General features: G+C 70.0%; 20 protein-coding genes and 1 riboswitch. Of the genes, 10 read left to right on the forward strand and 10 right to left on the reverse strand.

Annotated features, from left to right (window positions below):
* Window positions 1-108: 108 nt before the first annotated feature.
* From ACX80N_RS09775 to ACX80N_RS09790, 4 genes are all read right to left on the reverse strand, one after another.
* A complete protein-coding gene (locus ACX80N_RS09775; protein WP_459339227.1) occupies window positions 109-1,296 on the reverse strand; it encodes a ScyD/ScyE family protein in 1,188 nt (395 codons plus the stop codon).
* 211 nt (window positions 1,297-1,507) lie between these two features.
* Entirely contained in the window at window positions 1,508-2,740 is a 1,233-nt protein-coding gene (locus ACX80N_RS09780; RefSeq protein ID WP_459339228.1) for a helix-turn-helix domain-containing protein, read from the reverse strand.
* 88 nt (window positions 2,741-2,828) lie between these two features.
* Complete coding sequence (locus tag ACX80N_RS09785; RefSeq protein WP_459339229.1) at window positions 2,829-4,046, reverse strand: MFS transporter; 1,218 nt, start codon at window positions 4,044-4,046, stop codon at window positions 2,829-2,831.
* A gap of 4 nt (window positions 4,047-4,050) precedes the next feature.
* A complete protein-coding gene (locus ACX80N_RS09790) occupies window positions 4,051-4,500 on the reverse strand; it encodes a hypothetical protein (protein WP_105031095.1) in 450 nt (149 codons plus the stop codon).
* Window positions 4,501-4,731: 231 nt separating this feature from the next.
* Here ACX80N_RS09790 and ACX80N_RS09795 point away from each other — a divergent pair, with 231 nt between their 5' ends.
* Entirely contained in the window at window positions 4,732-6,114 is a 1,383-nt protein-coding gene (locus ACX80N_RS09795) for an MFS transporter (protein WP_105031094.1), read from the forward strand.
* Window positions 6,115-6,128: 14 nt separating this feature from the next.
* On the opposite strand, the gene ACX80N_RS09800 is transcribed toward ACX80N_RS09795, so the two are convergent.
* Window positions 6,129-7,034, reverse strand: coding sequence for a LysR family transcriptional regulator (locus ACX80N_RS09800; RefSeq protein ID WP_459339230.1), 906 nt, complete (start codon window positions 7,032-7,034; stop codon window positions 6,129-6,131).
* A gap of 120 nt (window positions 7,035-7,154) precedes the next feature.
* Here ACX80N_RS09800 and mmsB point away from each other — a divergent pair, with 120 nt between their 5' ends.
* Both mmsB and ACX80N_RS09810 read left to right on the forward strand, forming a co-directional pair.
* The gene (gene mmsB, locus ACX80N_RS09805; RefSeq protein WP_105031093.1) at window positions 7,155-8,048 is read left to right on the forward strand and encodes a 3-hydroxyisobutyrate dehydrogenase; all 894 of its coding nucleotides are present in this window, start codon (window positions 7,155-7,157) and stop codon (window positions 8,046-8,048) included.
* Window positions 8,049-8,075: 27 nt separating this feature from the next.
* On the forward strand, window positions 8,076-9,560 hold the full coding sequence (locus ACX80N_RS09810) for a CoA-acylating methylmalonate-semialdehyde dehydrogenase (RefSeq protein ID WP_459339231.1): 1,485 nt from the start codon (window positions 8,076-8,078) through the stop codon (window positions 9,558-9,560).
* A gap of 5 nt (window positions 9,561-9,565) precedes the next feature.
* Here ACX80N_RS09810 and ACX80N_RS09815 read toward each other — a convergent pair whose 3' ends face one another.
* The 3 genes from ACX80N_RS09815 to ACX80N_RS09825 are packed head-to-tail and all read right to left on the reverse strand — an operon-like array spanning window position 9,566 to window position 12,313.
* Window positions 9,566-10,429, reverse strand: coding sequence for an NAD(P)-dependent oxidoreductase (locus ACX80N_RS09815; RefSeq protein WP_459339232.1), 864 nt, complete (start codon window positions 10,427-10,429; stop codon window positions 9,566-9,568).
* A 23-nt stretch (window positions 10,430-10,452) separates the two neighbouring features.
* The gene (locus tag ACX80N_RS09820) at window positions 10,453-11,118 is read right to left on the reverse strand and encodes an SDR family NAD(P)-dependent oxidoreductase (RefSeq protein ID WP_459339233.1); all 666 of its coding nucleotides are present in this window, start codon (window positions 11,116-11,118) and stop codon (window positions 10,453-10,455) included.
* A 55-nt stretch (window positions 11,119-11,173) separates the two neighbouring features.
* On the reverse strand, window positions 11,174-12,313 hold the full coding sequence (locus ACX80N_RS09825; RefSeq protein WP_459339234.1) for an ROK family protein: 1,140 nt from the start codon (window positions 12,311-12,313) through the stop codon (window positions 11,174-11,176).
* Window positions 12,314-12,606: 293 nt separating this feature from the next.
* Here ACX80N_RS09825 and ACX80N_RS09830 point away from each other — a divergent pair, with 293 nt between their 5' ends.
* The 3 genes from ACX80N_RS09830 to ACX80N_RS09840 all read left to right on the forward strand — a co-directional run bounded on the left by ACX80N_RS09830 (window position 12,607) and on the right by ACX80N_RS09840 (window position 16,384).
* Window positions 12,607-14,241, forward strand: coding sequence for a glycoside hydrolase family 13 protein (locus ACX80N_RS09830; protein WP_459339279.1), 1,635 nt, complete (start codon window positions 12,607-12,609; stop codon window positions 14,239-14,241).
* A 160-nt stretch (window positions 14,242-14,401) separates the two neighbouring features.
* Window positions 14,402-15,022: a DnaJ family domain-containing protein gene (locus ACX80N_RS09835; protein ID WP_105031088.1), complete on the forward strand. Its 621-nt coding sequence runs from the start codon at window positions 14,402-14,404 to the stop codon at window positions 15,020-15,022.
* Between the two features lie 151 nt (window positions 15,023-15,173).
* Window positions 15,174-15,248: riboswitch (cyclic di-GMP riboswitch) on the forward strand.
* 17 nt (window positions 15,249-15,265) lie between these two features.
* The gene (locus ACX80N_RS09840; protein ID WP_459339235.1) at window positions 15,266-16,384 is read left to right on the forward strand and encodes a LamG domain-containing protein; all 1,119 of its coding nucleotides are present in this window, start codon (window positions 15,266-15,268) and stop codon (window positions 16,382-16,384) included.
* 27 nt (window positions 16,385-16,411) lie between these two features.
* On the opposite strand, the gene ACX80N_RS09845 is transcribed toward ACX80N_RS09840, so the two are convergent.
* The gene (locus ACX80N_RS09845) at window positions 16,412-17,164 is read right to left on the reverse strand and encodes a response regulator (RefSeq protein WP_459339236.1); all 753 of its coding nucleotides are present in this window, start codon (window positions 17,162-17,164) and stop codon (window positions 16,412-16,414) included.
* Window positions 17,161-18,750, reverse strand: a complete 1,590-nt coding sequence (locus ACX80N_RS09850; protein WP_459339237.1) for an ATP-binding protein — start codon at window positions 18,748-18,750, stop codon at window positions 17,161-17,163. Before ACX80N_RS09850 ends, ACX80N_RS09845 begins: the two co-directional genes overlap by 4 nt.
* A 183-nt stretch (window positions 18,751-18,933) precedes the next feature.
* On the opposite strand from ACX80N_RS09850, the gene ACX80N_RS09855 reads away from it, so the two are divergent.
* Genes ACX80N_RS09855 through ACX80N_RS09870 form a run of 4 tightly spaced genes read left to right on the forward strand, consistent with a single transcriptional unit; the run spans window position 18,934 to window position 22,580 of the window.
* Entirely contained in the window at window positions 18,934-19,941 is a 1,008-nt protein-coding gene (locus ACX80N_RS09855; RefSeq protein ID WP_459339238.1) for a Bug family tripartite tricarboxylate transporter substrate binding protein, read from the forward strand.
* Between the two features lie 2 nt (window positions 19,942-19,943).
* The gene (locus ACX80N_RS09860) at window positions 19,944-20,486 is read left to right on the forward strand and encodes a tripartite tricarboxylate transporter TctB family protein (RefSeq protein WP_459339239.1); all 543 of its coding nucleotides are present in this window, start codon (window positions 19,944-19,946) and stop codon (window positions 20,484-20,486) included.
* Entirely contained in the window at window positions 20,479-22,188 is a 1,710-nt protein-coding gene (locus ACX80N_RS09865) for a tripartite tricarboxylate transporter permease (RefSeq protein WP_459339240.1), read from the forward strand. Before ACX80N_RS09860 ends, ACX80N_RS09865 begins: the two co-directional genes overlap by 8 nt.
* Window positions 22,185-22,580 carry a universal stress protein gene (locus ACX80N_RS09870; RefSeq protein ID WP_459339241.1) on the forward strand — a complete coding sequence of 132 codons (396 nt, stop codon included), beginning with the start codon at window positions 22,185-22,187 and terminating at the stop codon, window positions 22,578-22,580. Before ACX80N_RS09865 ends, ACX80N_RS09870 begins: the two co-directional genes overlap by 4 nt.
* The last annotated feature ends 260 nt before the right edge of the window (window positions 22,581-22,840 follow it).

Here is a 22,840-nt window from a genome sequence, read left to right on the forward strand (position 1 = left end):
TCCGCAGGGACCGACCCAGCACCGACCGACCGGGTACTGATTTCCCGAGCATTCATGGCACCCGTGGCGACGGCGCGCCCCGAGCGGGACGCGCCGTCGTCGGTGGTGCTACTTGCGGCCGTACTCCAGGCGGGTGCGCTCCAGCGCACCCTGCGGTGCCGGGTCGCACGGGGGATCCGTGACCACCTCGGGGCTACAGGGCAGCGCGTTGGTGGTTGCATAGAGGTACTTGCCGTCCACCTCGACATCCGCAGGCAGCACAGCCTCCGTGAAAGGCACTGCCCCGTCGGTCCCCGCCGGCACCACCAGGATGCGGTTCGCGAACAGTTCGGCGATGAAGAGATTCCCGCGCCGGTCGAACGCCAGACCGGTGGGTGTGTTCAGCCCGGCGACGACGACGTCGACGTCGCCCGACCTCGGATCGAAGCTGCGCACGGAGCCCGAACCCGGGGCCTCCGGAGTGCCCGGCAGTGACGTCAGGTACAGCAGGCCGGCGGGGCCGAACTCGATGTCCGTGGGGACGGGCTCCGCGTTGAACGTCGCGCCGACGACACATTCGGGCAGGGCGAAGCCCTGTTCCGCGAGGGAGGCGACGAGTTCGGCGGTCACCAAGGTGGGAACCGGCTCGAGCACCGTCGCGTCCACACTGCCGCGGCGCGTGTCCACGGTGAAGATGGCGTTAGCTCCGGCATCCGCGACGTACACGTAGCGTCCGGAATCCGATACCGCCGTGGCGTAGGGGTGTGAGTAGGCCTCGCCCCCGTGCGGCAGGGCGATGGGGGCAAGGTCGGCCGGGATCCGACTCGCGCATTCGGCGGGGAGGCCCTGGAAGCCGTACTCGTTGCCGGCGTCGTAGTTGTATTCGGTCTCGAGCGCGGCGAGGTCCGCGAGCACGCGCGTCTCCCCGTCCTCGAGGACGCTCACGTTGGCGACGTATGGAGCTTCGGGGTCCTGCGGTCCGCCGGAACTCTCGGTGAAATACACCTCGCCGTGTCGGGTGGAGACCCCACCGATCTCGATGCCCGGTCTGTCCAGCAGGGTGGTGATCTCGCCGCTGCGATCCACCCTGGTGAGCTTGCCGCCCAGATTCTGCGACACGTAGGCGGTGTTGCCGCGGCCGACGGCCACGCGGAGCGGCCCGAGGAGGCCGGTCGCGAGTTCGCTGGATTCACCTGCAGTGACTGATCGTCCGCCGTCGTGATAAGGGTCTGGTGAAGTCGCGATCGCGGCGCCTGCGGTGGACGTGAGGGTGACGGCGAGTGCTGCCGCCACGATGGATGTACGGGTACCTCTCATGGGCCTGTCCTTCGGTGCGAGGAAGTGTCGAGACGCTCTGACCGGCTCCAGCACCGAGCGGCGGCTCCGCCGCCGTATCACCCGCACAACCCGCGGGTCCCCGCGGCTGACGGCGGTTAAGAGAGTAGGACGGGCTTCGCAGGGTGTCCATGGGGACGACCGAAAAAGTCCATGCCCGGTGCACGAGGTGCAGGAGAGGCTGTTTGCTCCATCACGCCCGGTTCCGCAGCGCCCGCGCCTGCTCCAGCAGTTCGCGCTCCTTCTCGTCGGCGCCCGCCTCCGCGTAGAGGTGGGCGGCCGCCGTCAGGTGGCGGGCGGCCTGGGTGGGGGAGCCGCTGGCAGCGTGGTACTGGCCGAGGCATTCCTCCAGATCGGTCGTCGCCTCGAAACCGAGCAGGGCACGCTGTTCGTCGACGATGTCCAGCAGCTCCTTCGCCGTCCTTGGCTCAGCGGTCAGCAGGGCGAGGCGGGCCTGCACGAGGCTGAGCTCCAGGCGGTGGACAGGGCTGCCGACCAGCCTGAATCCCAGGTCCGCGTGGGTCAGCGACTCCCGGACGGAGGGGTCCACGATGCCGGCCTTGAGCTTGAACTCGGCGCTCGACTTGTGGAACTCCGCCCACGTCTCGAGGTCCGACTGCGGCAGCAGGAGCCGTGCGGCGAGGGCGTACTGTTCCTGTCCCACCTCCACGTCACCGCGGCGGAACGCGACGTTGCCGATCGCCCATGCTCCGCGCGCGATCAGGAGCGACGGCACGGTGGGTGCTGCATCCGCGATGTTGAGGCTGGTCGCCACCTCCCAGGCCTCGTCCAGGTCACCCTTGACCGCCAGGGCGGCGATGAGGATGAAGGCCGCCTGCAGGCGCGCCGGAGCCTGGTCGGGCAGTTCGGCCGCGGATGCAACCGATGCCTGGGCGAGGTCGAGGGCCTCGAGCAGGCGCCCTGAATTGCGGGCGATGGTGGACAGCCGTCCCTGCACCACGGAGCGCAGTTCGGGGGTGGGCGCCATCAGCGACCGGTTGTCCATCTGCAGCAGGACGCCCTCCGCCTCCTCCAGCCGCCGGAGCGCGATGAGCGACTGCGCCCGCAGCATCGACATGTCCCACCAGGCCGGCCCGTTCCGCTGCTCGTAGGCGACGCTCGCGGCGTACTCCGCCTCGGAGGCGGCCAGGGCGTCGTCCTGCATGTCGCGGGCGTAGTTGGCAGCGAACATCGCCGTGGTGAGCGCCGGCTGGTCCTCGGCGGACGGCGGCTCCACCCACCAGTTCAGGGTCTGCACGTCCATTCCCAGGAGCGTGGCGAAGTGCTGCACCATCTCCGGGGTGGGCTGGCGGAATCCACGCTCCAGCAGGGAGATGAAATGGGTGGAGTACACCCCGGCGCCCAGTTCGGCCTGTGTGAGCCCCTTGGCGCTGCGGGCCTGGCGCAGCAAATCACCGAATCGCATTTGTTCCCCATCCCCCGAGCGTGCGTGCTCCTTATTGTCTAACAGATGCTCCGGACACTATGACGCACGGCATATCCCGTACTGCGCATCAGAGGCGGCGGGGCGGGACCCGCCGGGGGAGCACGGGCGAGGCCAACAGGGTCAGGATGCCCGCCAGCGGGACCACGATCAGGCCCACGCGCAGCGACGACGCGTCCGCGACGGCGCCGACGATCGGGGGCGAGAGCAGAAATCCCAGGCGCAGTAGCCAGCTGATCACGGTGAGGCCCGTGCCGGGCCGGAGCCCGGGCAGTTCATCCGCCGAGTGCATGGCCGCGGGGACGAGGGTCGCGACGCCCAGGCCGGCCAGTCCGAAGCCGACGATGGTCAGCGGGATGGACGGGAAGAGCAGGGCCGTGCCCATGCCGATTGCCGCCAGGGCACCACCGGCCTGGGCGACGGCGCGCTGGCCGAACCGGTCCACAAGGCGGTCCCCGAACAGGCGCCCCACGAACTGGAGCCCGACGAGCGCCACGAACCCGAGCCCTGCGACGGTGGGCGCGGCGCCGAGGGAACCGGTGAGGTAGACGGCCGCCCAGGTGCTCCCGGCGTCCTCCACGAGTGCCCCGGCGATCCCCACCACCACCAGGGCGGCAAGGATGCCGACCGTCACCGTCCGGCGTCGTGCCCTGCCGCTGCCCGGCTCCACGGATGCGTCGCCCGCCGGCTCCGACGGTTCGGGGCCGGGGAGGAGGAGGTGGTAGCAGGCGAGCGTGAGGATGCTGAAGAGCACGAACGAGACCGTCAGGTGCAGCCCGCGCGGAACGGCGAGCCCTGCGGCCGCCGCACCCATCAGACCGCCCAGCACCGCGCCGATGCTCCAGACCGCGTGGAACGAGTTCAGGATGGAGCGGCGGTACAGCTTCTGGACGCGCAGGCCGTGCGAGTTCTGCGCCACGTCGGTGATGGCGTCCATCGCCCCGGCGACGAACAGGGTGACAGTGAGGACCGCCCACGACGGCGCGATGCCGGCCAGCAGGATCGACAGGCCGATGAGCCATGTGCCCGCCGTCGCCACGCGCGAGGACCGGAAGCGGCGGACCAGGGCACCCGAGGCGAGGCCCGCCACGATGGCGCCGAGGGGGAACGCCGCCACCGAGACGCCGAACGCGGCGTTGCTCAGTTCCAGTCCGTCCTTGATGGCGGGGTAGTGCGGGAGGAGGTTCGCGAACATCGCCCCGTTGGTCAGGAAGAGCACGCTGACGGCGAGACGGGCGCGGCCGAGCCGCTGCGCCGGATAGGGCGCCTCGGCCGCGGGACGGGTCACCGAGTCAGGCCTCGGGTGGCAGCGCCTCGTGGTGTTCCTTGCCCTTGGTCCGGCGTTCCTCCTTCATCTCCGCCTCGAACAGGTGGCGCTTGCCCTCCACGAGGGTGTCGCGGGCCTCCTTCTCGAAGGCCTTGAACTCGGCGTAGTAGTGGTCGTCGTAGTCCTCCATGATCTGGAAGGTCCAGCGGCCCTCGATCACGTTGCGGCCGATGATCTCGCGCGCGAGCTTGTCCGCGAGCTCGGTGTGACCGGCCTTCCGGAACAGCTCCTCGGCCTCGGACAGGTTGAGGTCCGCCGTGCCGGTGAGGCGGTGGAAGTTGTAGAGGAAGCCGCGGGCGTTCTCCACGACCTCGAGGGCCTCGGAGAGCTTACCGAGCGCCTCGACCGTGGTGTCGGAGACGCCCTCGGGGCGCTGGTGGGTTGCGTCGGGACCGGGGGTGTCGATGGTAGCCATACTTCGTACCGTACCCAGCGGGTCGGCGCTCAAACAGCCGCTACCGCCTCCCGGGAGCCGGGGAGAGCTGTGCGTAAATGCAGAAGTGCTCTGCACTAATCGGCGTTGATCACCCTGCCCGCGAACGCGATACTCATAACGCCCCGGTGTGCCCTGTGTCACAGGCCGCACCTGTCAGCGGAGCCGGTCACGGCACACCGTGTCAACGAGGACACCGAAGGAGTAGCCCGCATGAGTTCAGCGCAGCACACACCACCGTCGCGGCAGGAACCCGACGTCGAACAGTCGGGACTGAAGAAGGTCGTCGTCGCGTCGATGGCCGGCACCGTGGTCGAGTGGTACGAGTTCTTCCTCTACGCGGCGGCCGCCACCCTCGTCTTCGCGACCGTCTTCTTCCCCAGCGCGGACTCCGAGCTGGACGCCATCATCGCCGGGTTCCTGACCTACGCCGTCGGCTTCGTGGCGCGGCCCATCGGCGGCATCGTCTTCGGCCACTTCGGTGACAAGTACGGGCGCAAGCAGCTCCTGCAGCTGAGCATCATCCTCGTGGGCGTCTCGACGTTCCTCATGGGCTGCCTGCCCACCTTCGATCAGGTGGGCTACTGGGCGCCCGGTCTCCTCGTGGTGCTGCGCTTCATCCAGGGCTTCGCCGTCGGCGGCGAGTGGGGCGGGGCCGTCCTGCTGGTTGCCGAGCACAGCCCCAGCAGGAGCCGCGGCTTCTGGGCGAGCTGGCCGCAGTCGGCCGTCCCTATGGGCAACCTGCTCGCCACGGGCGTGCTGTTCGGCCTCTCGGCCGTCCTCGACGAAGCGTCCTTCCTCGGCTGGGGCTGGCGCGTGGCCTTCTGGCTCTCGGCCGTGATCGTGATCGTCGGCTACTACATCCGCACCAAGGTCAACGACGCCCCGATCTTCCTCGAGGCACGCAAGGAGGTCGTCGAGGAGGCCAAGGGCTACGGCGTCGTCGAGGTGTTCAAGCGTTACCCCCGGGGCGTGTTCACCGCCATGGGCCTGCGCTTCGCGGAGAACATCCTGTACTACCTGGTGGTCACCTTCAGCATCACCTACCTCAGCACCGTCGTGGGGGAGGACCGCACCCGGATCCTCCTGCTCCTGCTCGTGGCGCACTTCCTGCACTTCTGCGCCGTGCCGATCGTGGGACGCTACTCGGACCGGTTCGGCCGGAAGCCCGTGTACCTCGCGGGCGCGGTGCTGGGTGGGACGTGGGGCTTCTTCGCCTTCCCGATGATGGACACCGGGAACGACCTCATCATCCTGCTCGCCGTCACGATCGGCCTGTTCTTCCACGCGCTCATGTACGCGGGGCAGCCGGCCATCATGGCGGAGATGTTCCCCACCCGCATGCGGTACTCGGGCGTCTCACTGGGCTACCAGGTCACCTCGATCGTCGCCGGATCGCTCGCGCCGATCATCGCGACGACGCTGCTGCGCGACTACGGCTCCTCCACGCCGGTGGCCGTCTACCTCCTGCTCGCCTGCTGCGTGACCGTCGTCGCGGTGCTCGTGCTCAAGGAGACGCGCGGGATCTCGCTCCAGGACGTCGACGAGGCGGACGCCCGCGGGACGGCGGATCTCCTCGCCAACTCGAAGAAGTAGCCGCGGCGTCGGTATCAGGCGTCGAGCTCGTGGGCGCGGTCCTCGATCTCCTGCCGGATGGCCACGACCGCGCCCTGCACGGCGGCCGACCGGAGCGATTCGGGGCGGGCGACGGCCCAGATGGGCAGCTGCCGGTGGAAGTCGTCGTGCAGGACGGGCAGGAGTCCACATCCCGCGGGCACCATGAAGCTCGGCAGCAGCCCGAGGCCCGCGCCTGCGTGCACCGCCTCGATCTGGGCGAAGATGCTGGTGGACTGGAAGGACGTCGCCGGCAGGGGCAGCTGCGACGAGCGGTGGCCCAGCTCCGGGACCTGCAGCGCGGACTCCACGTAGGAGACGAAACCGTGGTGCCGGATGTCCTCCAGCCGCTCGGGCAGCCCGCGCCGGTCCGCGTAGGCGGAGCCCGCGTACAGGCGCAGGAAGTAGTTGGTGAGGAAGATCGGCTCGGCGTTCACGGTCCCCGTGCGGCCCACGACCACCTCGAGGTCCACGCCGGAACGGTTCCGGCTGGCCTTCCTCGTGGCGCTGAGGATCTCGACGTCGAGCCTCGGGTTCTGCCGCTGCACGCGGACCATTGCCGGCGTCACGAAGCGCGCGCCGAAGCCGTCGGGGGTGCTGATGCGCACCAGGCCCGTGAGGGCGTCACTGTTCGAGAGCCGGGCGTCGAGTTCCCCCAGACTCGCCTCGATCGCCTCCGCGGCGGCCACGGCGTCGGTCCCGAGCGCCGTCAGCTCCCACCCCTGCGGCGTGCGTTCGAGCGTCCGCCCGCCGAGCTGCCGGTCGAGGGCGAGGATGCGCCGGGAGATGGTGGTGTGCGTGGTCCCGAGCGACTCCGCGACGGCATTGAAGCGGCCCAGGCGAGCGACCGTCAGGAGGATGAGGAGATCGTCGGGGCTTGGCAGGCGCTTGGGGTCGACCACGGCATCCTTCCCTGCGACTGTGCAGAAATGTTCATGAGATCTGTGATTTCTTCCCTTGATCGCACTGTAGCAGCGGGAGAGGGTTGACCGGATGACACCCACGAGCAAAGGAGCTTGACCATGGCAACGATCGGCTGGATAGGACTCGGGAACATGGGTGGCCCCATGACGGCCAACCTCGTGCAGGCCGGCCACACGGTGAGGGGCTTCGACCTGAACCCCGGCGCCGTGGCCGCGGCCGAGGCGGGCGGCGTCACCTCGGTGGCCGGCATCGAGGACGCGGTGAAGGGGGCCGACGTCGTCTTCACGATGCTGCCCAAGGGCGAGCACGCCCGAGCGGTCTACCTCGGCGAGGACGGCGTCCTCGCGCACGCCGACACCTCGACGCTCCTCGTCGACTCGTCCACGATCGACATCGAGTCGGCAGCAGCGCTGCACGAGGCTGCCGCGGAGAAGGGCTTCCGCTTCGTGGACGCCCCGGTATCCGGCGGGATCAGCGGAGCGAAAGCAGGCACGCTCACCTTCATGATCGGGGGCGAGGAGGGCGCCGTGAAGGACGCGACCGCGTTCATCGAGCCCATGGCGAGGAACATCATCCCCACCGGCGGGGCGACGACGGGGCAGGCCGCCAAGATCTGCAACAACCTCATGCTGTTCATCAACCTCGCCTCCACGGCGGAGGGTGCGGTCCTCGCGGACCGCCTCGGCCTCGACAAGCAGGTGTTCTGGGACATCGCCTCGGTGTCCTCCGGCGACAGCTGGGCCCTGCGCACCTGGTACCCGGTGCCGGGCGTGGTCGAGACCGCGGCGTCGAACAACGACTTCGCGCCGACCTTCACCACCGAGCTGGCCAACAAGGACATCGGTCTCGCCATCGCCGCCGCCCGGGACACCGGGACCCCGCTCGAGATCGGCACGCACGTGCAGCAGCTCTTCCAGCGCCTCATCGACGAGGGTGAGGGCGGCAAGGACTGCTCCATGATCATCAAGCTCGTCGACGGCTCCCTCCAGTAGCTCCCCACCAGGAAACGAAGGATCCCCATGCAGCAGATACCGCACTACATCGACGGACGGCGCGTGGCCGAGGCCGAGCGCTTCGGCCCGGTCTTCAACCCGGCCACCGGCGAGCAGGAGAAGGAGGTGGCCCTGGCATCGGCGTCGCGCATCGACGAGGCCGTCGCCGCGGCCCAGGCGGCACTTCCCGGCTGGCGTTCGGCGAGCCTCGCCAAGCGCGCGGCCGTGTTCTACCGCGTCCGGCAGCTGCTCACCGAACGGAAATCCGAGCTGGCAGCCATCCTCACGAGCGAGCACGGCAAGGTCCTCTCGGACGCGGAGGGCGAGATCTCCCGCGGCCTCGAGAACATCGAGTTCGCCACCGGCCTCTCCCACATGCTCAAGGGTGAGCGCTCCGAGCAGGTGTCCTCCGGCGTCGACGTCCACTCCATCCGCCAGCCGGTGGGCGTGGTCGCCTGCATCACGCCGTTCAACTTCCCCGCGATGGTGCCGCTGTGGATGATCGGCAGTGCCATCGCGTGCGGCAACACCGTGCTGCTGAAGCCGAGCGAGAAGGATCCGTCGTCGTCCGTGTTCATCGCCGAACTCTTCACGGAGGCGGGCCTGCCCGACGGCGTCCTGAACGTGGTGCACGGCGATCGTGAGGCGGTGGAGGGCATCCTCGACCACCCCGGCGTGAAAGCGGTCAGCTTCGTCGGCTCGACACCGATCGCGAAGACGATCTACGCGCGGGCCGCCGCGAACGGCAAGCGCGTCCAGGCGCTCGGCGGCGCGAAGAACCACATGGTGGTCCTGCCCGACGCCGACCTCGCCATGGCCGCTGACGCCGCCATCTCCGCCGCGTACGGGTCGGCGGGGGAGCGTTGCATGGCGATCAGCGTCATGGTGGCCGTCGGCGACATCGCCGACGACCTCGTCGAGGCCGTGCGCTCGCGCATGGAGAGCCTGAGAATCGGCCCGGGGACGGATCCGGCGTCCGAGATGGGCCCGCTCATCACGGCCGAGCACCGCGACCGCGTGGCGTCCTACGTGACGAACGCGCCTACGGAGGGCGCCACCGTCGTCGTGGACGGGACGCAGCAGCAGTTCGACTCCGGCGGCTTCTTCATAGGCGTCTCGCTCGTGGATCACGTGAAGCCGGGCATGAAGGTGTACGACGACGAGATCTTCGGCCCCGTGCTGTCCGTGGTCCGCGTGGACACGTACGCCGACGCGGTGCGGCTCGTCAACGAGAACCAGTACGGCAACGGCGTCGCCATCTTCACGCGCGACGGCGGTGCGGCCCGCCAGTTCGAGGTCGAGGCGGAGGCCGGGATGGTCGGCGTGAACGTGCCGATCCCCGTGCCGGTGGGTACGTACTCGTTCGGTGGCTGGAAGGACTCGCTGTTCGGCGACACCCACATGTACGGGCCGGACAGCATCCGGTTCTACACGCGCGGCAAGGTCGTCACCACACGGTGGCCGGATCCGTCGACGTCGAAGATCGACCTCGGCTTCCCCCAGGTGGACTGAGCCGGCTACCCGTTCCGCGGGCGCGGGCCGAGCTCGGGCTTCGTGATCACGGCGATGTCGTCGTCGCCCGAGCCGGCGCGCTGCGCGTCGGTGAGCGATTGCAGGACGGCGGTGACCGCGGGCAGGGGGTCGGGGGTGGAGCGCAGCATGAGCCGCGCGTCCTTGGCCAGCAGGTCGGCGGAGAACTGGGTGTCCCCGAAGGTCCCGCCGGTGATGACGGGTCCCTTCATGCCGGCGATGACGCCGAGGCCCGTGCCCTCGAGCAGGTCCAGCACGCCTGCGGCGTCCACACCGTTCGCACGGCCCAGGCGCAGCGCCTCCACGAGGCCCTGCAGGGTGACGCCGAGGGCGAGATTGGCGAGCAGCTTGCCCGTCGCCGCGTCCGAGGGCGTGGCGACGCGGCGGAGCCGCTCGGCGTCGGCCCACAGCGCGGCCAGCGGCTCGACGACGTCGACGTCCTCCGGTGCGCCGCCGAGCAGGACGCCCAGCCGGCCCGCCCTGGCCGGTGCGAGGCTCCCGATGACCGGCCCGTGGACGTAGCGGACGCCCGCGGCGACGGCGTAGTCCGCGAACTCGCGGGCGTCCTCGGGGGAGACCGTGGTGACGTCGAACCAGACGGCTTCGGCGGGGATCTCCAGCCCGGAGAGCACCACCTCGCGGACCGTGTCCGGGCCGAAGAGGACCGTCATCACCACGTCGGCGTCCCGGACGGCATCCTCGGGGGAGTCGGCCTGCGTGGCTCCGGCGTCGCGGAGCCGCTCGACGGCCGCGGGGGTCCGGTTCCAGGCGGTCAGCTCGTGACCGGCCGCGAGCAGGTGCACGCCGAGCTCGTGGCCCATGCGTCCGACGCCGAGCAGTGCGATCTTCATGAATCCTCCGGAGGTCGGGATGGTCAGTCTTCGCTGACCTGGTGGCGGAAGGTGTCCCGCTTCGCGTGGAGCTCCCAGAGGAGGTTCGCGAGGAGGTTCGGATCCTTCTCGGGGTCCCCCTCGACGATCCGCCCGCCGATGATGAGCTGGGACACCTGGATGCCCTCCTCGCCGAGCACCTCGTGGAGGAGTTGCGCGTAGGCGGCCTGGCCTGCGAACGCCACCGAGGTTCCCGTGACGGAACGTCCGGGCTTCACCGCGGACCCGCCGTTGACGAAGAGGATCGTGCCGCGGTTCGCGCCGAGGGCCCGCATGCCGGGCAGTACCTGGTGGACGGCGGCGACGGACCCGTAGATGGAGAACTCGATGGGACCCCTGAGGTCCGCGGGCGTCGTCTCGAGGACCGGACGCATGAAGTCCTTCTGGGGCAGCGGACTGTACTGCAGCACCTCGATGGGGCCGAGGGTCTCGGCCGCGGACTCGAGGGCTGCGGCAATGGAGTCGGGGTTCCGGACGTCGGCCGCGAAGCCCCGGGCGTGGATCCCCTCCTTGCCGAGGTCGTCCGCGAGGGCGTCGAGCTTGCCCTGGTTGCGGGAGAGCAGGGCCACGGAGAACCCTTCGGCTCCGAACCGCCGTGCCACGGCGGCACCGAGGCCGCGTCCTGCTCCGATGATCGCGAGAGTAGTCATACCGGGTGCAAGGACCGGCGCGCCGTAATAATTCCGTGACCAGCGGCCGTGCACGTCAGCGCAGCGTCCCGAGGATGGTGCGCTGGATGGCGACGGCGGCGGCTCCCCTCGCCCACTGCGCGAAATCCGAGGGCTGCCGGCTCAGCCGGACGGCCGTGGCTTCGGGATCGCGATGGCGGGTGACGGACCCGTGCAGGGAAGCGGCTGCCACGTCCGCGAGGTCCATGCCCTCGCCCGACAGGATGACGAGCTCCACCATCGTCAGGTTCGCGACCGCCGAGACCAGCGTGCCGAGGGCTGCGCCGGCGGTGTCGACGATCTCCGAGGCAGCGGGGTGGCGCTCCGCCGCGAGTGCGAGGATCGCCGCGTAGGGCGCCTGCTGCCCCGTGGAGGCGGCAAACCGGGAGCAGATGCCGGGAATGGTGAGCACGGCGGAGGCGCAGCCGCGGTGCCCCTCGCTGCAGCGTGGCCCGGAGGCCTCGAGAGGGAAGTGGCCCACGAGGCCCAGGCCGGCGTCGGGCGGCGCGATGACGGCGTCATTGACGACCAGCCCGTAGCCCACCCCGGCGCCCACGGTCAGGACGGCGAAGTCCTTCTCGCCGCGCCCCGCGCCGAACCACTGTTCAGCCACGGTGAGGGCCACGACGTCGTTCTCGACGGCGACGGGCAGGCCGGTCCGCTCCTGCAGGAGGGCGGCGAGGGGGACGTCGCGCCACCCGAGGAAGGGGGCACGCAGCACCATGTCGCCGAGCCCCACCTTGCCACCGATGCTGACGCCGATACCGCTGAAGTCACCGGGCGCGCCGAGGTCCGCGACGGCGTCGGCGATGGTCCCCACCACGTCCTCGACACCGTGGCTCGGCAGGGGGCGCTCGCTCGAGCCGATGACATCGGACCTGAGGTCGGTGGCGACAGCCGCAGCGCTGTCCCCGGTGAGCTTCACGCCCACGAACCGGTGGCTCTCGGGGCTGACCTCGAGGGGGCGGATGGGGCGTCCGATCGAGGTGCTCGTGGCTTCGTCGGCTTCGCGGAGGACGCCGGAGTCGAGGAGCGGCCGGCTGAGGCGTGTGAGGCTCGCCACCGAGAGCCCGAGGCGTGCCGCGAGGTCGCCGCGCGAGATCGGCCCGCGGATCAGGACCTCGCGTGCGAGTGCTCGGGCCGGGCTGGAGGGGGCGAGCGAGGTGACCGCGTCCATAGCATTCCGTTCGCAGGCAGGCATGTTCTGTGGGGGTGGTGCTGAGAACCCTACGTCGAGGTGATGTCAATGCGGAACTGAGCGGTTCCGGGTGGGAGTCCGGCGGTTGACGTCGTTCTTATTTCTACCGTAAAAATTATTGGAGCGATTCCGTTGGCGTCCTTCCGGCGATGGCTCGTTGCTCGACGTCCGCCCTCACCGATCCCCGAAAAGGACCCCGTCCCGTGACTTCCACCGTCAACCCCGACCTCGAATCCGCCGTCGACGCCCCCGCCGCGGCGCTCGCCGCGACGATGGAGGATCCGAACTGGTGGCGCCAGGCCTCCGTCTACCAGATCTACCCGCGGAGCTTCGCCGACTCGAACGGCGACGGCATCGGTGACCTGAAGGGCATCACGTCCCGGATCCCGTACCTGAAGTCCCTCGGCGTGGACGCCGTCTGGCTCAGCCCGTTCTACCCGTCCGCGCTCGCCGACGGCGGGTACGACGTCGACGACTACCGCGACGTGGACCCCAAGCTCGGCACCCTCGCCGACTTCGACGAGATGATCGCTGCGCTGCACGAGGCCGGCATCAAGCTCATCGCCGACATCGTGCCCAACCACACCTCGAACCTCCATGAGTGGTTCCAGGAGGCGCTGGCCTCGCCGAAGGGATCCGCCGCCCGCGACCGCTACATCTTCCGCGACGGGCTCGGCCCCGACGGCTCCCGGCCGCCCTCGGACTGGGACTCGGTGTTCGGCGGCCCCGCCTGGGAGCGCACGGAGGACGGCCAGTGGTACATGCACATCTTCGCCCGAGAGCAGCCGGACCTGAACTGGGACAACCGCGAGGTCCGTGACGACTTCCTGAAGACCCTGCGCTTCTGGTCCGACCGCGGCGTGGACGGCTTCCGCGTGGACGTGGCGCACGCCCTCACCAAGGACCTGACCGAGCCGCTGCCGTCCAAGGCCGAGCTCGGCCCCCAGGGCGGGAACAATCTGGGGGAGCACCCCTTCTGGGACCGCGACGAGGTGCACGAGGTCTTCGCTGAATGGCGCACGGTCTTCAACGAGTACACGCCGCCGCGCACCGCCGTCGCCGAGGCCTGGGTGCACGCCGACCGCCGGGCGCGCTACGCCAGCCCCGACGGCCTCGGCCAGGCGTTCAACTTCGACCTCCTCAGGGCCGACTGGAACCCCCGCCAGTTCCGGGAGATCATCACGAAGAACCTCGTCGAGGCGACGTCCTCGGGGGCGTCGTCCACCTGGGTGTTCTCCAACCACGACGTCGTCCGGCACGCGACGCGCTACGGGCTGCCTCCCGTCGGAGCCGACAGCGACGACGGCCAGGACGGCGGCGCGTGGCTCATGAGCGGCGGCATCGAGCCGGAGCTCGACCGCGCGCTCGGGGAGCGCCGTGCGCGTGCCGTCTCGCAGCTCATGCTCGCCCTGCCCGGCTCCGCCTACCTGTACCAGGGGGAGGAGCTCGGCCTGCACGAGGTAGCCGACATCGCCGAGGAGGACCGCCAGGACCCCACGTTCTTCCGCAACAGGGGCGTGGACGTGGGGCGTGACGGGTGCCGCGTGCCGCTGCCGTGGACGCGCGACGGCGAATCCTTCGGTTTCGGCTTCGGCGGAGCGCACCTGCCGCAGCCCGCGTGGTTCGGGGAGTACGCCGTCGAGGTGCAGGAAGCGGACCCCTCCTCCCACCTCGGCTTCTACCGCCGTGCACTCGAGCTGCGCCGCGAGCTGCAGGGCGAGGAGGACTTCGAGTGGGTCGACGAGCCTTCGGCCGACGTCCTGCACTTCACGCGTCCCGGCGGCTGGCACAGCGTCACCAATTTCGGCCCGGCCACGGTGGACCTGCCCGCCGGCACCGTGCTGCTGAGCAGCTCACCGCTCGAGGACGGCAGGCTGCCGGGCGACACCACCGCCTGGCTCGTATAGCAGGAGTCCAACGACGGCGAGTCGCTCCTTCCGGGGGTGGCCCGCCGTCGTCGTCCCTGCCGGGTGGAAGGGCCGTTCGTCCGCAGGAGAATCGGTTGCGGGCCCGGCAGGGACCTCGGAATACTGGGGAGGACGGCACGACCAGGCGAAGGGTAGCGGCATCAGCGGTTCCCAGGAGAACGAGGAGAGGCTGCGCAAGGCGGCCCAGTACCGCGCTGCCCGCAGCGGAGCCCGGGATGCGGACGACGCGCTCGCCGAGCTCGAACGCCAGAACGACGGCGACGCGGCCAACGGCGAGATGGCGCCGCTGCGCGCGGGCGAGGACGAGGTCAAGCGGGCGCGGCTCATCGTGGACCAGGCCGTGGCACGCGGGGACTTCGACGACCTGGCGCTCGCCGGCAAGCCCATCCCGGGGCTGGGGGAGGCCCACGACCCCGACTGGTGGGTCAAGGGCCTGATCCAGCGCGAGAACATCACGGGCCTCGGCCCCCGCGCCATCCTGCTGCGCACGGAGGACGCGGAACTCGACGACCGCCTCGACCGCCAGTACACCGAGAAGCAGGTCCGCGAGGTGCTCGAGGACTTCAACTACCGAGTGATCGACGCGAGGCGTCAGCTCCTCGGGGGCCCGCCCGTCATCACGAAGCTCCGCGACGTGGACGCCGAGGTGGAGCTCTGGCGCGAACGCAGGGCTGCGGCGCGCCGTGCGGCCGAGGACGCCGCACCGCCCGAGCAGCCTCGGCCCTCCTTCTGGCGGCGCATCTGGCGTGGAGCCGGCTAGCCCGGACCCCGGGGCGTGTTCGTAGGGACCTGCGCCAAATCTGAGCAAGACCTGCGCTGAAGGACGGGGTCCTTGGCGCACGCCTGCAGGACGATGGAGGGGCCGGCGGACATCGTGCAGCGCGTCCGGCGGCGCCGCTGGCACGACCGCTCAGCGACAAGGGCAAACCCGGTGCGAACCGGCGACGCAAAGCCACGGGACCCACGCGGTCCGCCGGGCTACCGAACAGCGAAGGCTCCCCGCATGCACCTCCTGCCCGTCACCTCACGGACCCGCCGACGGACGGACGGCCGCTCGTCGCTCGTCGCCTCCGTGCTCACCGCGCTCCTGCTGGCGGTGTCGGTATCCGCCTCCACCTCCGCCGAAGCCGGCGAGACGAGGCCTGCCGTCGTGGACCCCGGGCCGGTCGGCGACTTCGCCTGGAAGGGCTTCAACTGGGAGAAGCGCTGGTGGACCGGTGCCCCCAACTACAACAAGCAGTTTGACCCGGCGAACGTCAGCAACCCCGATGCGAACGGGCATGTCACCATGACGCTCTCCAACCCGACCGGTGGCTCGGCGATCGGGGCCGAGTTCAACACGACGCGCCATGGCTTCGGGTACGGCACCTACAGCACCACCATCGAGAAGGACCTCAGCACCCTGCAGAAGGAGGTGGTGTGGGGGTGCCTCTTCACCTACGACCCCGCGGCCGCCCCCGGATTCAACGAGATCGACCTGTGCGAGGCGAGTTCGTGGGGTGGTGGCAGCAGCTTCGGTCAGGTGTGGCCGATCACGCAGGGGCACGGCTACTGGTTCGATGCGAGCAAGGGCCCGGGTGTGGGGAACGACACCGCGATCTTCGCGGTCACGGATCATCCGGTCCTGACGCACAGGATGGTGTGGGAGCCGGACAGGATCACCTTCGAGACCTTCGCGGGAGAGGGCTACACCGGCCAGCTCCTCAAGCGCACGGTCCTGATGGGTGAGAAGGTTCCGGAACCGGCCCGCGAGACCGTCCACTTCAACCTCTGGGTGACCGGCGGAGGCGGTGGGGACCCCGCCCGCGTCGTTCCCGAGAAGGTGGTCGTCCGCGACTTCTCCTTCGTTCCGCGCGCGGCACCGCCGGTCGTGGCGCCGGCGCCCACCCCCGCTCCGGCGACCATCACGCTCGCCGCGTCCAGCACCAAGACCCGCGGCACCACCACCACGACACTCAGCTGGTCGGGGGCCGCAGGCTCCTCCGTGACGCTGCTGACCAACGGGGTCCGGCGCACGGTCCCGAACACGGGCGGTACCTCGACGACGGCGAAATCGGCGTCCGTGCGCTACCAGGTCTGCGATGCGGTGCGCTGCTCACCGGTGGTCGTCGGAGGCCGCTAGCGCCGGCCCGGCCCGCCCTGTCCCCGCTCAGCCGCGGGAGGCGCCGTCCGTCCAGACGTAGAACTTCTCGGGACGGCCCGCCGACCCGTACTGCGGGACGATCCGCGCCTGCCCCCGCGAGACCAGGAACTCGAGGTACCGCCGGGCGCTCACGCGGGCCATACCGAGCCGCTCGGCGACATCGGACGCCGACGTCCCCCGGCCATGACCGCGCAGGTCCAGCATGACGGCCTCCAGGGTCGGCGCCGAGAGGCCCTTCGGCGTCACGATGGTCGCCGTGCCGGACGGCGCACCCGCGCCGCCCGCACCGGACCCCGCCGTCGTCCGCAGCAGCTGGTCGATGCGGCCCTGATCGAGCGCTGCGGAGCCGTCAGCCGCGTGGGTGTCGAGCTCGCGGCGGTACGCGACGTAGGAGTCCAGCCGCTGGCCCAGCACCGCGGCGCTGAACGGCTTCACGAGGTAGTGCAGCACCCCGCCGGCCACGGCCGCCCGTACGGTGTCGAGCTCGCGGGCCGCGGTGATCGCGATGACGTCGAGCGGATCGCCGGGTCGGTTCCGCAGCGTCCGCAGCACGTCGATGCCGGTCATGTCGGGCAGGTGGATGTCCAGCAGCACGAGGCGCGGGCGCAGCGCCTCGGCGAGCTCGAGCGCACGGGCTCCGGTGTGTGCGGCGCCGACGACGTCGAACGCACCGTGCGCGAGCAGGAAGCCGGTGTGGATGCCGGCCACCTCGCGGTCGTCGTCGACCACCAGCGTGGGGATCAGGGCAGGGGCGCTCATGGCACGCGCAGCGGAGGACGGGTGCCGGCGAGCGACGGCGCGAGCCAGACGGTGAACTCGGCGCCGCCGAGCTCGGAGTCGTCGACGACGACCTGCCCGCTGCGGCGGCGGGCGATGCGGTCCACGAGCGCGAGGCCGAACCCGCGCGTCCCGGTGTGGCCGCCGTCCTTGGTCGAGTAGCCGGAGGAGAAGATGCCGTCGACGTCCTCCGGTGCGACGCCGGGGCCGTTGTCGGCGACGGTGATGCGGACGGCGTCGTCGTCCGTCGCGAGGTGCACCACGACCTGCCCGTCCGGCCGTCCGCTACCGGTCACGGCTTCCATCGCGTTGTCGAGAAGGATGCCGAGTACGGTGACGACGTCGGTGGTGCCGTCGGGCTCGAGCGCCGAGGTCTCGTCGATGGTCAGGGTGATGCCCTTCTCGGCGGCGATGGTGCTCTTGGTCATGAGCAGGCTCGCGGCGTCAGGGTCCTGGATGCCGGGCGCGATGCTGCCCGACATGAGCGAGCCGCCGTGCCCGGACCGCGAGATGAAGTCCACGGCCTGCTGCGTGCGGCCGAGCTCCAGCAGCCCGGAGATGGTGTGCATCCGGTTGGCGAACTCGTGCGCCTGCGCCCGCAGCGCCTGGGTGGCATCCCGTTCGCCGTCGAGGTCGGTCAGCAGCTGGTAGAGCTCGGTACGGTCACGGAGGATCATCACGCGGCCCACGCGTTTGTCATCGACGAGCGCGCCGGAAGTGCGGGCGAGGAGCACCCGCTCGCCTGACAGGACTGTCTCGTCCGTGTCGGCGGGGTCGGTGAGGAGCTGCGCCAGGGCGGGTTCCATGACGTCGGCCGCGAGCCGGCCCGTGGCGTCGTCGTCGAGCTCCAGCAGCCTCTTCGCCTCGTCGTTGAGCAGTGCGATCCGGTGGTGCTCGTCGACGGCGACCATGCCCTCGCTGATGCCGTGGATCATCGCGTCGCGCGTCTCGAGGAGGGACGCGATCTCCTCGGGCTCGAGGCGGTAGATGCGCCGCCAGACGAGCCGGGAGATCCAGATGGCGCCCGCGGACCCGACGAGCGCGGCCACGATCAGCCAGGCCAGCAGGCGGGGCAGGTCCTCGTAGAGGTCGGCGTCGAGCTCCGACTCGAGGGTGCCGACGGATGCCGTGCCGATGATGCTGCCGTCGGCGTCGAGAATGGGCACCTTCACGCGCCAGGACTCACCGAGCGTGCCGGTCTGGGTGCCCACGAACGTCTTCCCGGAGAGGGGGATGGACGGGTCGGTGGACACGACCTCGCCGATGAGCTCGGGATTCGGATGGGAGTAGCGGATCCCGTCCTCGTCGGTGACGACGACATAGGTCACGCCGGTGGACTGGCGGATGAGGTCGGCGATGGGCTGGATGGTCTTGCTGGGATCCGTCTCGTCGAAGGCGTCGATCACGGAGGGCAGCTGAGCCACCGACTGGGCGACGCCGACCATGCGATCCTCGTACTGCTCCCGGATCTGCTGGCGCTGCATCGCGACGGCCGTGGAGCCGGCGACGGCGACGATGATCAGAACGATGGCCAGCTGCAGCAGGAACAGCTGTGATCGAAGCGACATCGACCTGATCATCCCCTTAGTGTGACACGACCGGGCGCATCACACCGGAGCGGACAAACCGTACCCCGAGACCACAAAGACCAATACGAGCACTACGACCGCATGCTTTACCGCCGATCAGACGGCTTCCTACCCTGAGGACAGCAGTGGTGACACACATCACATCTCAAGGAAGAGACCCCCATGAAAATCGAACGCACAGCGACGCGCCGCTCAGCCCTCACCTCACTCGCCCTCGTCTCCGCCCTGGCCCTCTCGGCCTGCGGCTCGATGACGGAGAGCACCACCGCGGGTGACGCGGAAGGAACGATCGAGAAACTCAACATCGTGGTGCCCGCCGATCCCGGTGGAGGCTGGGACCAGACCGGCCGGGCCATCGAGACGGACCTCAAGGAGAACGACCTCGTGGGCAACGCCTCCGTGGTCAACGTCGGAGGTGCCGGCGGCACCAACGGCCTCGCCCAGCTCGCCACCGAGACGGACCCGAACACACTGATGGTCATGGGCTACGTCATGGTCGGCGCCGTGGAGACCAACAACGCCGCCACCCGCATCGAGGACACCACCCCGATCGCCCGCCTCACCGAGGAGCCCCTCGTGATCGTGGTCCCCGCGGACTCGCCGTACCAGACCATCCAGGACCTGCTCGACGACATCGAGGCCAAGGGCAAGGGCGTCTCCATCACGGGCGGCTCGGCCGGCGGCGCCGACCACATCCTGGCCGGCTCGGTCCTGAAGGAGGCGGGTATCTCCCCGGACAGCCTCAACTACATCCCCTACTCCGGTGGTGGCGAATCGCTCGCCGCACTGCTCGGCAACAAGGTCAACGCCGGCATCTCCGGCGTCGGCGAGTACGCGGAGCAGGTCGATGCCGGCAAGCTCCGGGCGCTCGCGGTGTCCGGTGAGGAAGCCGCCCCGCAGCTGCCCGACACCCCGACCCTCACCGAGGAGGGCGTGGACCTCGTGCTGACCAACTGGCGCGGCGTCGTCGCCCCCGGGAACATCGACGACGCCCAGGCCGACAAGCTCACGCAGCTCGTGACCGACCTGCACGCGACCGACACCTGGAAGGCCACCCTCGAGGAGAACAACTGGTCGGACGCGTTCCTGACCGGCGAGGAGTTCCAGAGCTTCCTCGACGAGGACATCGCCAGCGTCAAGACGACCCTCACCGACATCGGCCTGCTCTAGCCATGAGTACCTCGGTCCAGAACAGCCCCGGGAGCGGCACGGCCGCCGCTCCCGGCAAGCCGATCGGTGAGCTGGTCTTCGCACTGCTCATCGTGAGCATCGGCGTCGTCGGCTTCGTGGCCGGCGCGGGGATCCAGACCCCGCCGTCGGCCAGTGACATCGGGCCCCGTGCCTTCCCCTTCGCCGTGTCCGCACTGCTCGTGGTAGTCGGGGCGGGCCTGGTGTTCCAGGTGCTCCGCGGCCACCGCGGCTCCGCCGATGAGGGTGAGGACGTGGACCTCGAGGCGAAGACCGACTGGTTGACCGTCGGGAAGCTCGCAGGCTTCGTCCTGCTGCACGCGTTCCTGATCGTGCCGCTCGGGTGGCCCGTCGCAGCGGCCATCCTCTTCTTCGGCGCCGCGTGGTCCCTCGGAGCGCGCCCCTGGTGGCGCAACCTCGTGACCGCGATCGTCCTGGCCCTGGTGCTGCAGTTCGTCTTCGGCGGGCTCCTCGGCGTCTCGCTGCCTCCGGGCTTCCTCGAAGGGCTGGGGATCTTCGGTGGATAACTTCTTCCTGCTCATGGAGGGCTTCGCCACGGCGATGCAGCCCATGTACCTGCTCTTCGCCCTCGGCGGGGTGCTCGTGGGCACGGCGGTCGGCGTGCTGCCGGGCATCGGCCCGGCCATGACGGTGGCGCTGCTCATGCCCATCACCTACAGCCTCGAGCCGACGGCGGCGATCATCGTCTTCGCCGGCATCTACTACGGCGGCATGTACGGCGGGTCCACGACGTCGATCCTGCTCAACACGCCCGGTGAGTCCTCCTCGATCGTCACGGCCCTCGAGGGCAACAAGATGGCGAAGGCCGGCAGGGGAGCGGCGGCGCTCGCGACGGCCGCGGTCGGCTCGTTCGTCGCCGGGACCATCGCGACCGTCCTGCTGAGCTTCCTGGCCCCGTTCGTGGCGGCCTTCGCGGTGCAGATCGGTCCCGTGGAGTATGTGGCGCTCATGGTGGTGGCGTTCCTGACGGTGGGCGCCCTGCTCGGCTCCTCGGTGCTGCGCGGCCTGGCCTCCCTGGGACTCGGGCTGTTCATCGCGCTCGTCGGGTTCGACGCGCTCACCGCCCAGCAGCGCTACACGTTCGGCAGCCCGTTCCTGGCGGACGGGATCGACGTCGTCCTCGTGGCCGTGGCGCTCTTCGCCGTCGGCGAGGCGCTCTACGTGGCGTCCCGCCTGCGGCATGGGCCCATCAAGGTCATCCCGGTGACCGGCGGCTGGACGAGCTGGCTCCGCAAGGACGATCTGCGCAGGTCCTGGAAGCCCTGGCTCCGCGGGACGTTCATCGGCTTCCCGGTGGGCACCATCCCCGCCGGCGGGGCCGACGTCGCGACCTTCCTGTCCTACGCCTCCGAGCGCAAGCTCGCGAAGGGTGAGAACAAGAAGCAGTTCGGCAAGGGCGCCATCGAGGGCGTTGCAGGTCCGGAGGCCGCGAACAACGCCGCGGCTGCCGGCGTGCTCGTACCCCTGCTGACCCTCGGCATCCCCACGACGGCCACGGCCGCCATGATGCTCGTGGCCTTCCAGCGGTACCAGATCCCCGTGGGCCCGCAGCTCTTCGAATCCAACAGTGCGCTGGTGTGGGCGCTCATCGCGAGCCTCTACGTGGGCAACCTGATGCTGCTCGTGCTGAACCTCCCGCTCGTGGGCATCTGGGTCAAGATCCTCCAGATCCCGCGGCCCTACCTGTACGCGGGGATCCTGGTGTTCGCCGTTCTCGGTGCGTTCTCGGTGAACTTCACGCCGATCGACGTCATCATCCTGCTGGTGGTCGGTATCCTCGGCTTCTTCATGAGGCGCTTCGGCTACCCGATCGCGCCGATGGTGGTGGGCCTGATCCTGGGTCCGATCTTCGAGAGCCAGCTCCGCCGGTCGCTCGCGATCTCCCAGGGTGATCCGGTGGCGCTGATCCAGTCGCCGGTCGCCGCGACCATCTACGTGGTCCTGATGGTGATCTTCGCCCTGTCCCTCCTGCTCAAGCGGCGCCAGCGCCAGTTCGAGGCCATGGTCGCGGCGAACGCCGACGCGGCCGACGTCGTCCGCGGATCGGAGGCCGGCACGGCTGGTGCCGTGGCCGATGCGTCGACGACGGCACCCTCTGTGCCCGCGCCCGGCTCACCGACGTCGTCTGCACCGTCGTCTCCCGCCACATCCGCGGCGCCGTCGTCACCGACGTCGCCCGGATCCGACCGAAAGGACACCGGCCGATGAGCACCATCGTGGTGGGTTATGTTCCCAACGCACTGGGGGAGGCCGCCGTGGCCGAAGCGGTCGAGGAGGCCCGACGCCGGGATGCCGAGCTGGTGGTCATCAACACCACCCGTGCCGACCGCCTCGTCAACCCGGCCTATGCCGACTCCGAGGACGTCTCGAAGCTGGAGGGCATGCTCAGCGCGGCAGGGGTGCCCTACTCCATCCGCCACAGCATCTCGGAGGCCACGGCGGCCGAGGAGGTGGTCGACACGGCGGCGGAACTGGCTGCGGACCTGATCGTGATCGGACTGCGGCACCGCACACCGGTGGGCAAGCTGATCATGGGTTCGACGGCGCAGACCATCCTGCTGTCGGCACCCTGCAACGTGCTGGCGGTCAAGCTCTCCTGACGCCCGTCATGCCGGGGGTCGTCCCGGCCGACCCGGAGACCCACCACGGGGTCATGCTGCAGCACCATCGCAGCATGACCCCTTGGCGTTGCACCCATGCCGCGTACCGATGGGACGGGGGGAGTGCGCCGCCCGATCGTGTGACGCGGGCCTGATCGGGGCCGTGTCGACCACCGGGCTGGGTGCAGCCCTCGGGCAGGCCTGCCCATCAGCCGCGCCCCGTACAGCGGCAGCTCCTGTCGCACACCGCAGTACAGGGA

This window comes from Arthrobacter sp. MDT2-16 (assembly GCF_054510925.1).

Bases quoted from the DNA above. Each gene is read 5' to 3' on its own strand.
- ACX80N_RS09860 (WP_459339239.1), top strand. From the start codon at position 19,944: ATGAGTACCTCGGTCCAGAACAGCCCCGGGAGCGGCACGGCCGCCGCT.
- ACX80N_RS09790 (WP_105031095.1), bottom strand. From the start codon at position 4,500: ATGGCTACCATCGACACCCCCGGTCCCGACGCAACCCACCAGCGCCCC.
- ACX80N_RS09780 (WP_459339228.1), bottom strand. From the start codon at position 2,740: ATGCGATTCGGTGATTTGCTGCGCCAGGCCCGCAGCGCCAAGGGGCTC.
- ACX80N_RS09795 (WP_105031094.1), top strand. From the start codon at position 4,732: ATGAGTTCAGCGCAGCACACACCACCGTCGCGGCAGGAACCCGACGTC.
- ACX80N_RS09870 (WP_459339241.1), top strand. From the start codon at position 22,185: ATGAGCACCATCGTGGTGGGTTATGTTCCCAACGCACTGGGGGAGGCC.
- ACX80N_RS09810 (WP_459339231.1), top strand. From the start codon at position 8,076: ATGCAGCAGATACCGCACTACATCGACGGACGGCGCGTGGCCGAGGCC.
- ACX80N_RS09825 (WP_459339234.1), bottom strand. From the start codon at position 12,313: ATGGACGCGGTCACCTCGCTCGCCCCCTCCAGCCCGGCCCGAGCACTC.
- ACX80N_RS09775 (WP_459339227.1), bottom strand. From the start codon at position 1,296: ATGAGAGGTACCCGTACATCCATCGTGGCGGCAGCACTCGCCGTCACC.
- ACX80N_RS09840 (WP_459339235.1), top strand. From the start codon at position 15,266: ATGCACCTCCTGCCCGTCACCTCACGGACCCGCCGACGGACGGACGGC.
- ACX80N_RS09830 (WP_459339279.1), top strand. From the start codon at position 12,607: ATGGAGGATCCGAACTGGTGGCGCCAGGCCTCCGTCTACCAGATCTAC.
- ACX80N_RS09845 (WP_459339236.1), bottom strand. From the start codon at position 17,164: ATGAGCGCCCCTGCCCTGATCCCCACGCTGGTGGTCGACGACGACCGC.
- ACX80N_RS09855 (WP_459339238.1), top strand. From the start codon at position 18,934: ATGAAAATCGAACGCACAGCGACGCGCCGCTCAGCCCTCACCTCACTC.
- ACX80N_RS09820 (WP_459339233.1), bottom strand. From the start codon at position 11,118: ATGACTACTCTCGCGATCATCGGAGCAGGACGCGGCCTCGGTGCCGCC.
- ACX80N_RS09815 (WP_459339232.1), bottom strand. From the start codon at position 10,429: ATGAAGATCGCACTGCTCGGCGTCGGACGCATGGGCCACGAGCTCGGC.
- mmsB (WP_105031093.1), top strand. From the start codon at position 7,155: ATGGCAACGATCGGCTGGATAGGACTCGGGAACATGGGTGGCCCCATG.
- ACX80N_RS09850 (WP_459339237.1), bottom strand. From the start codon at position 18,750: ATGTCGCTTCGATCACAGCTGTTCCTGCTGCAGCTGGCCATCGTTCTG.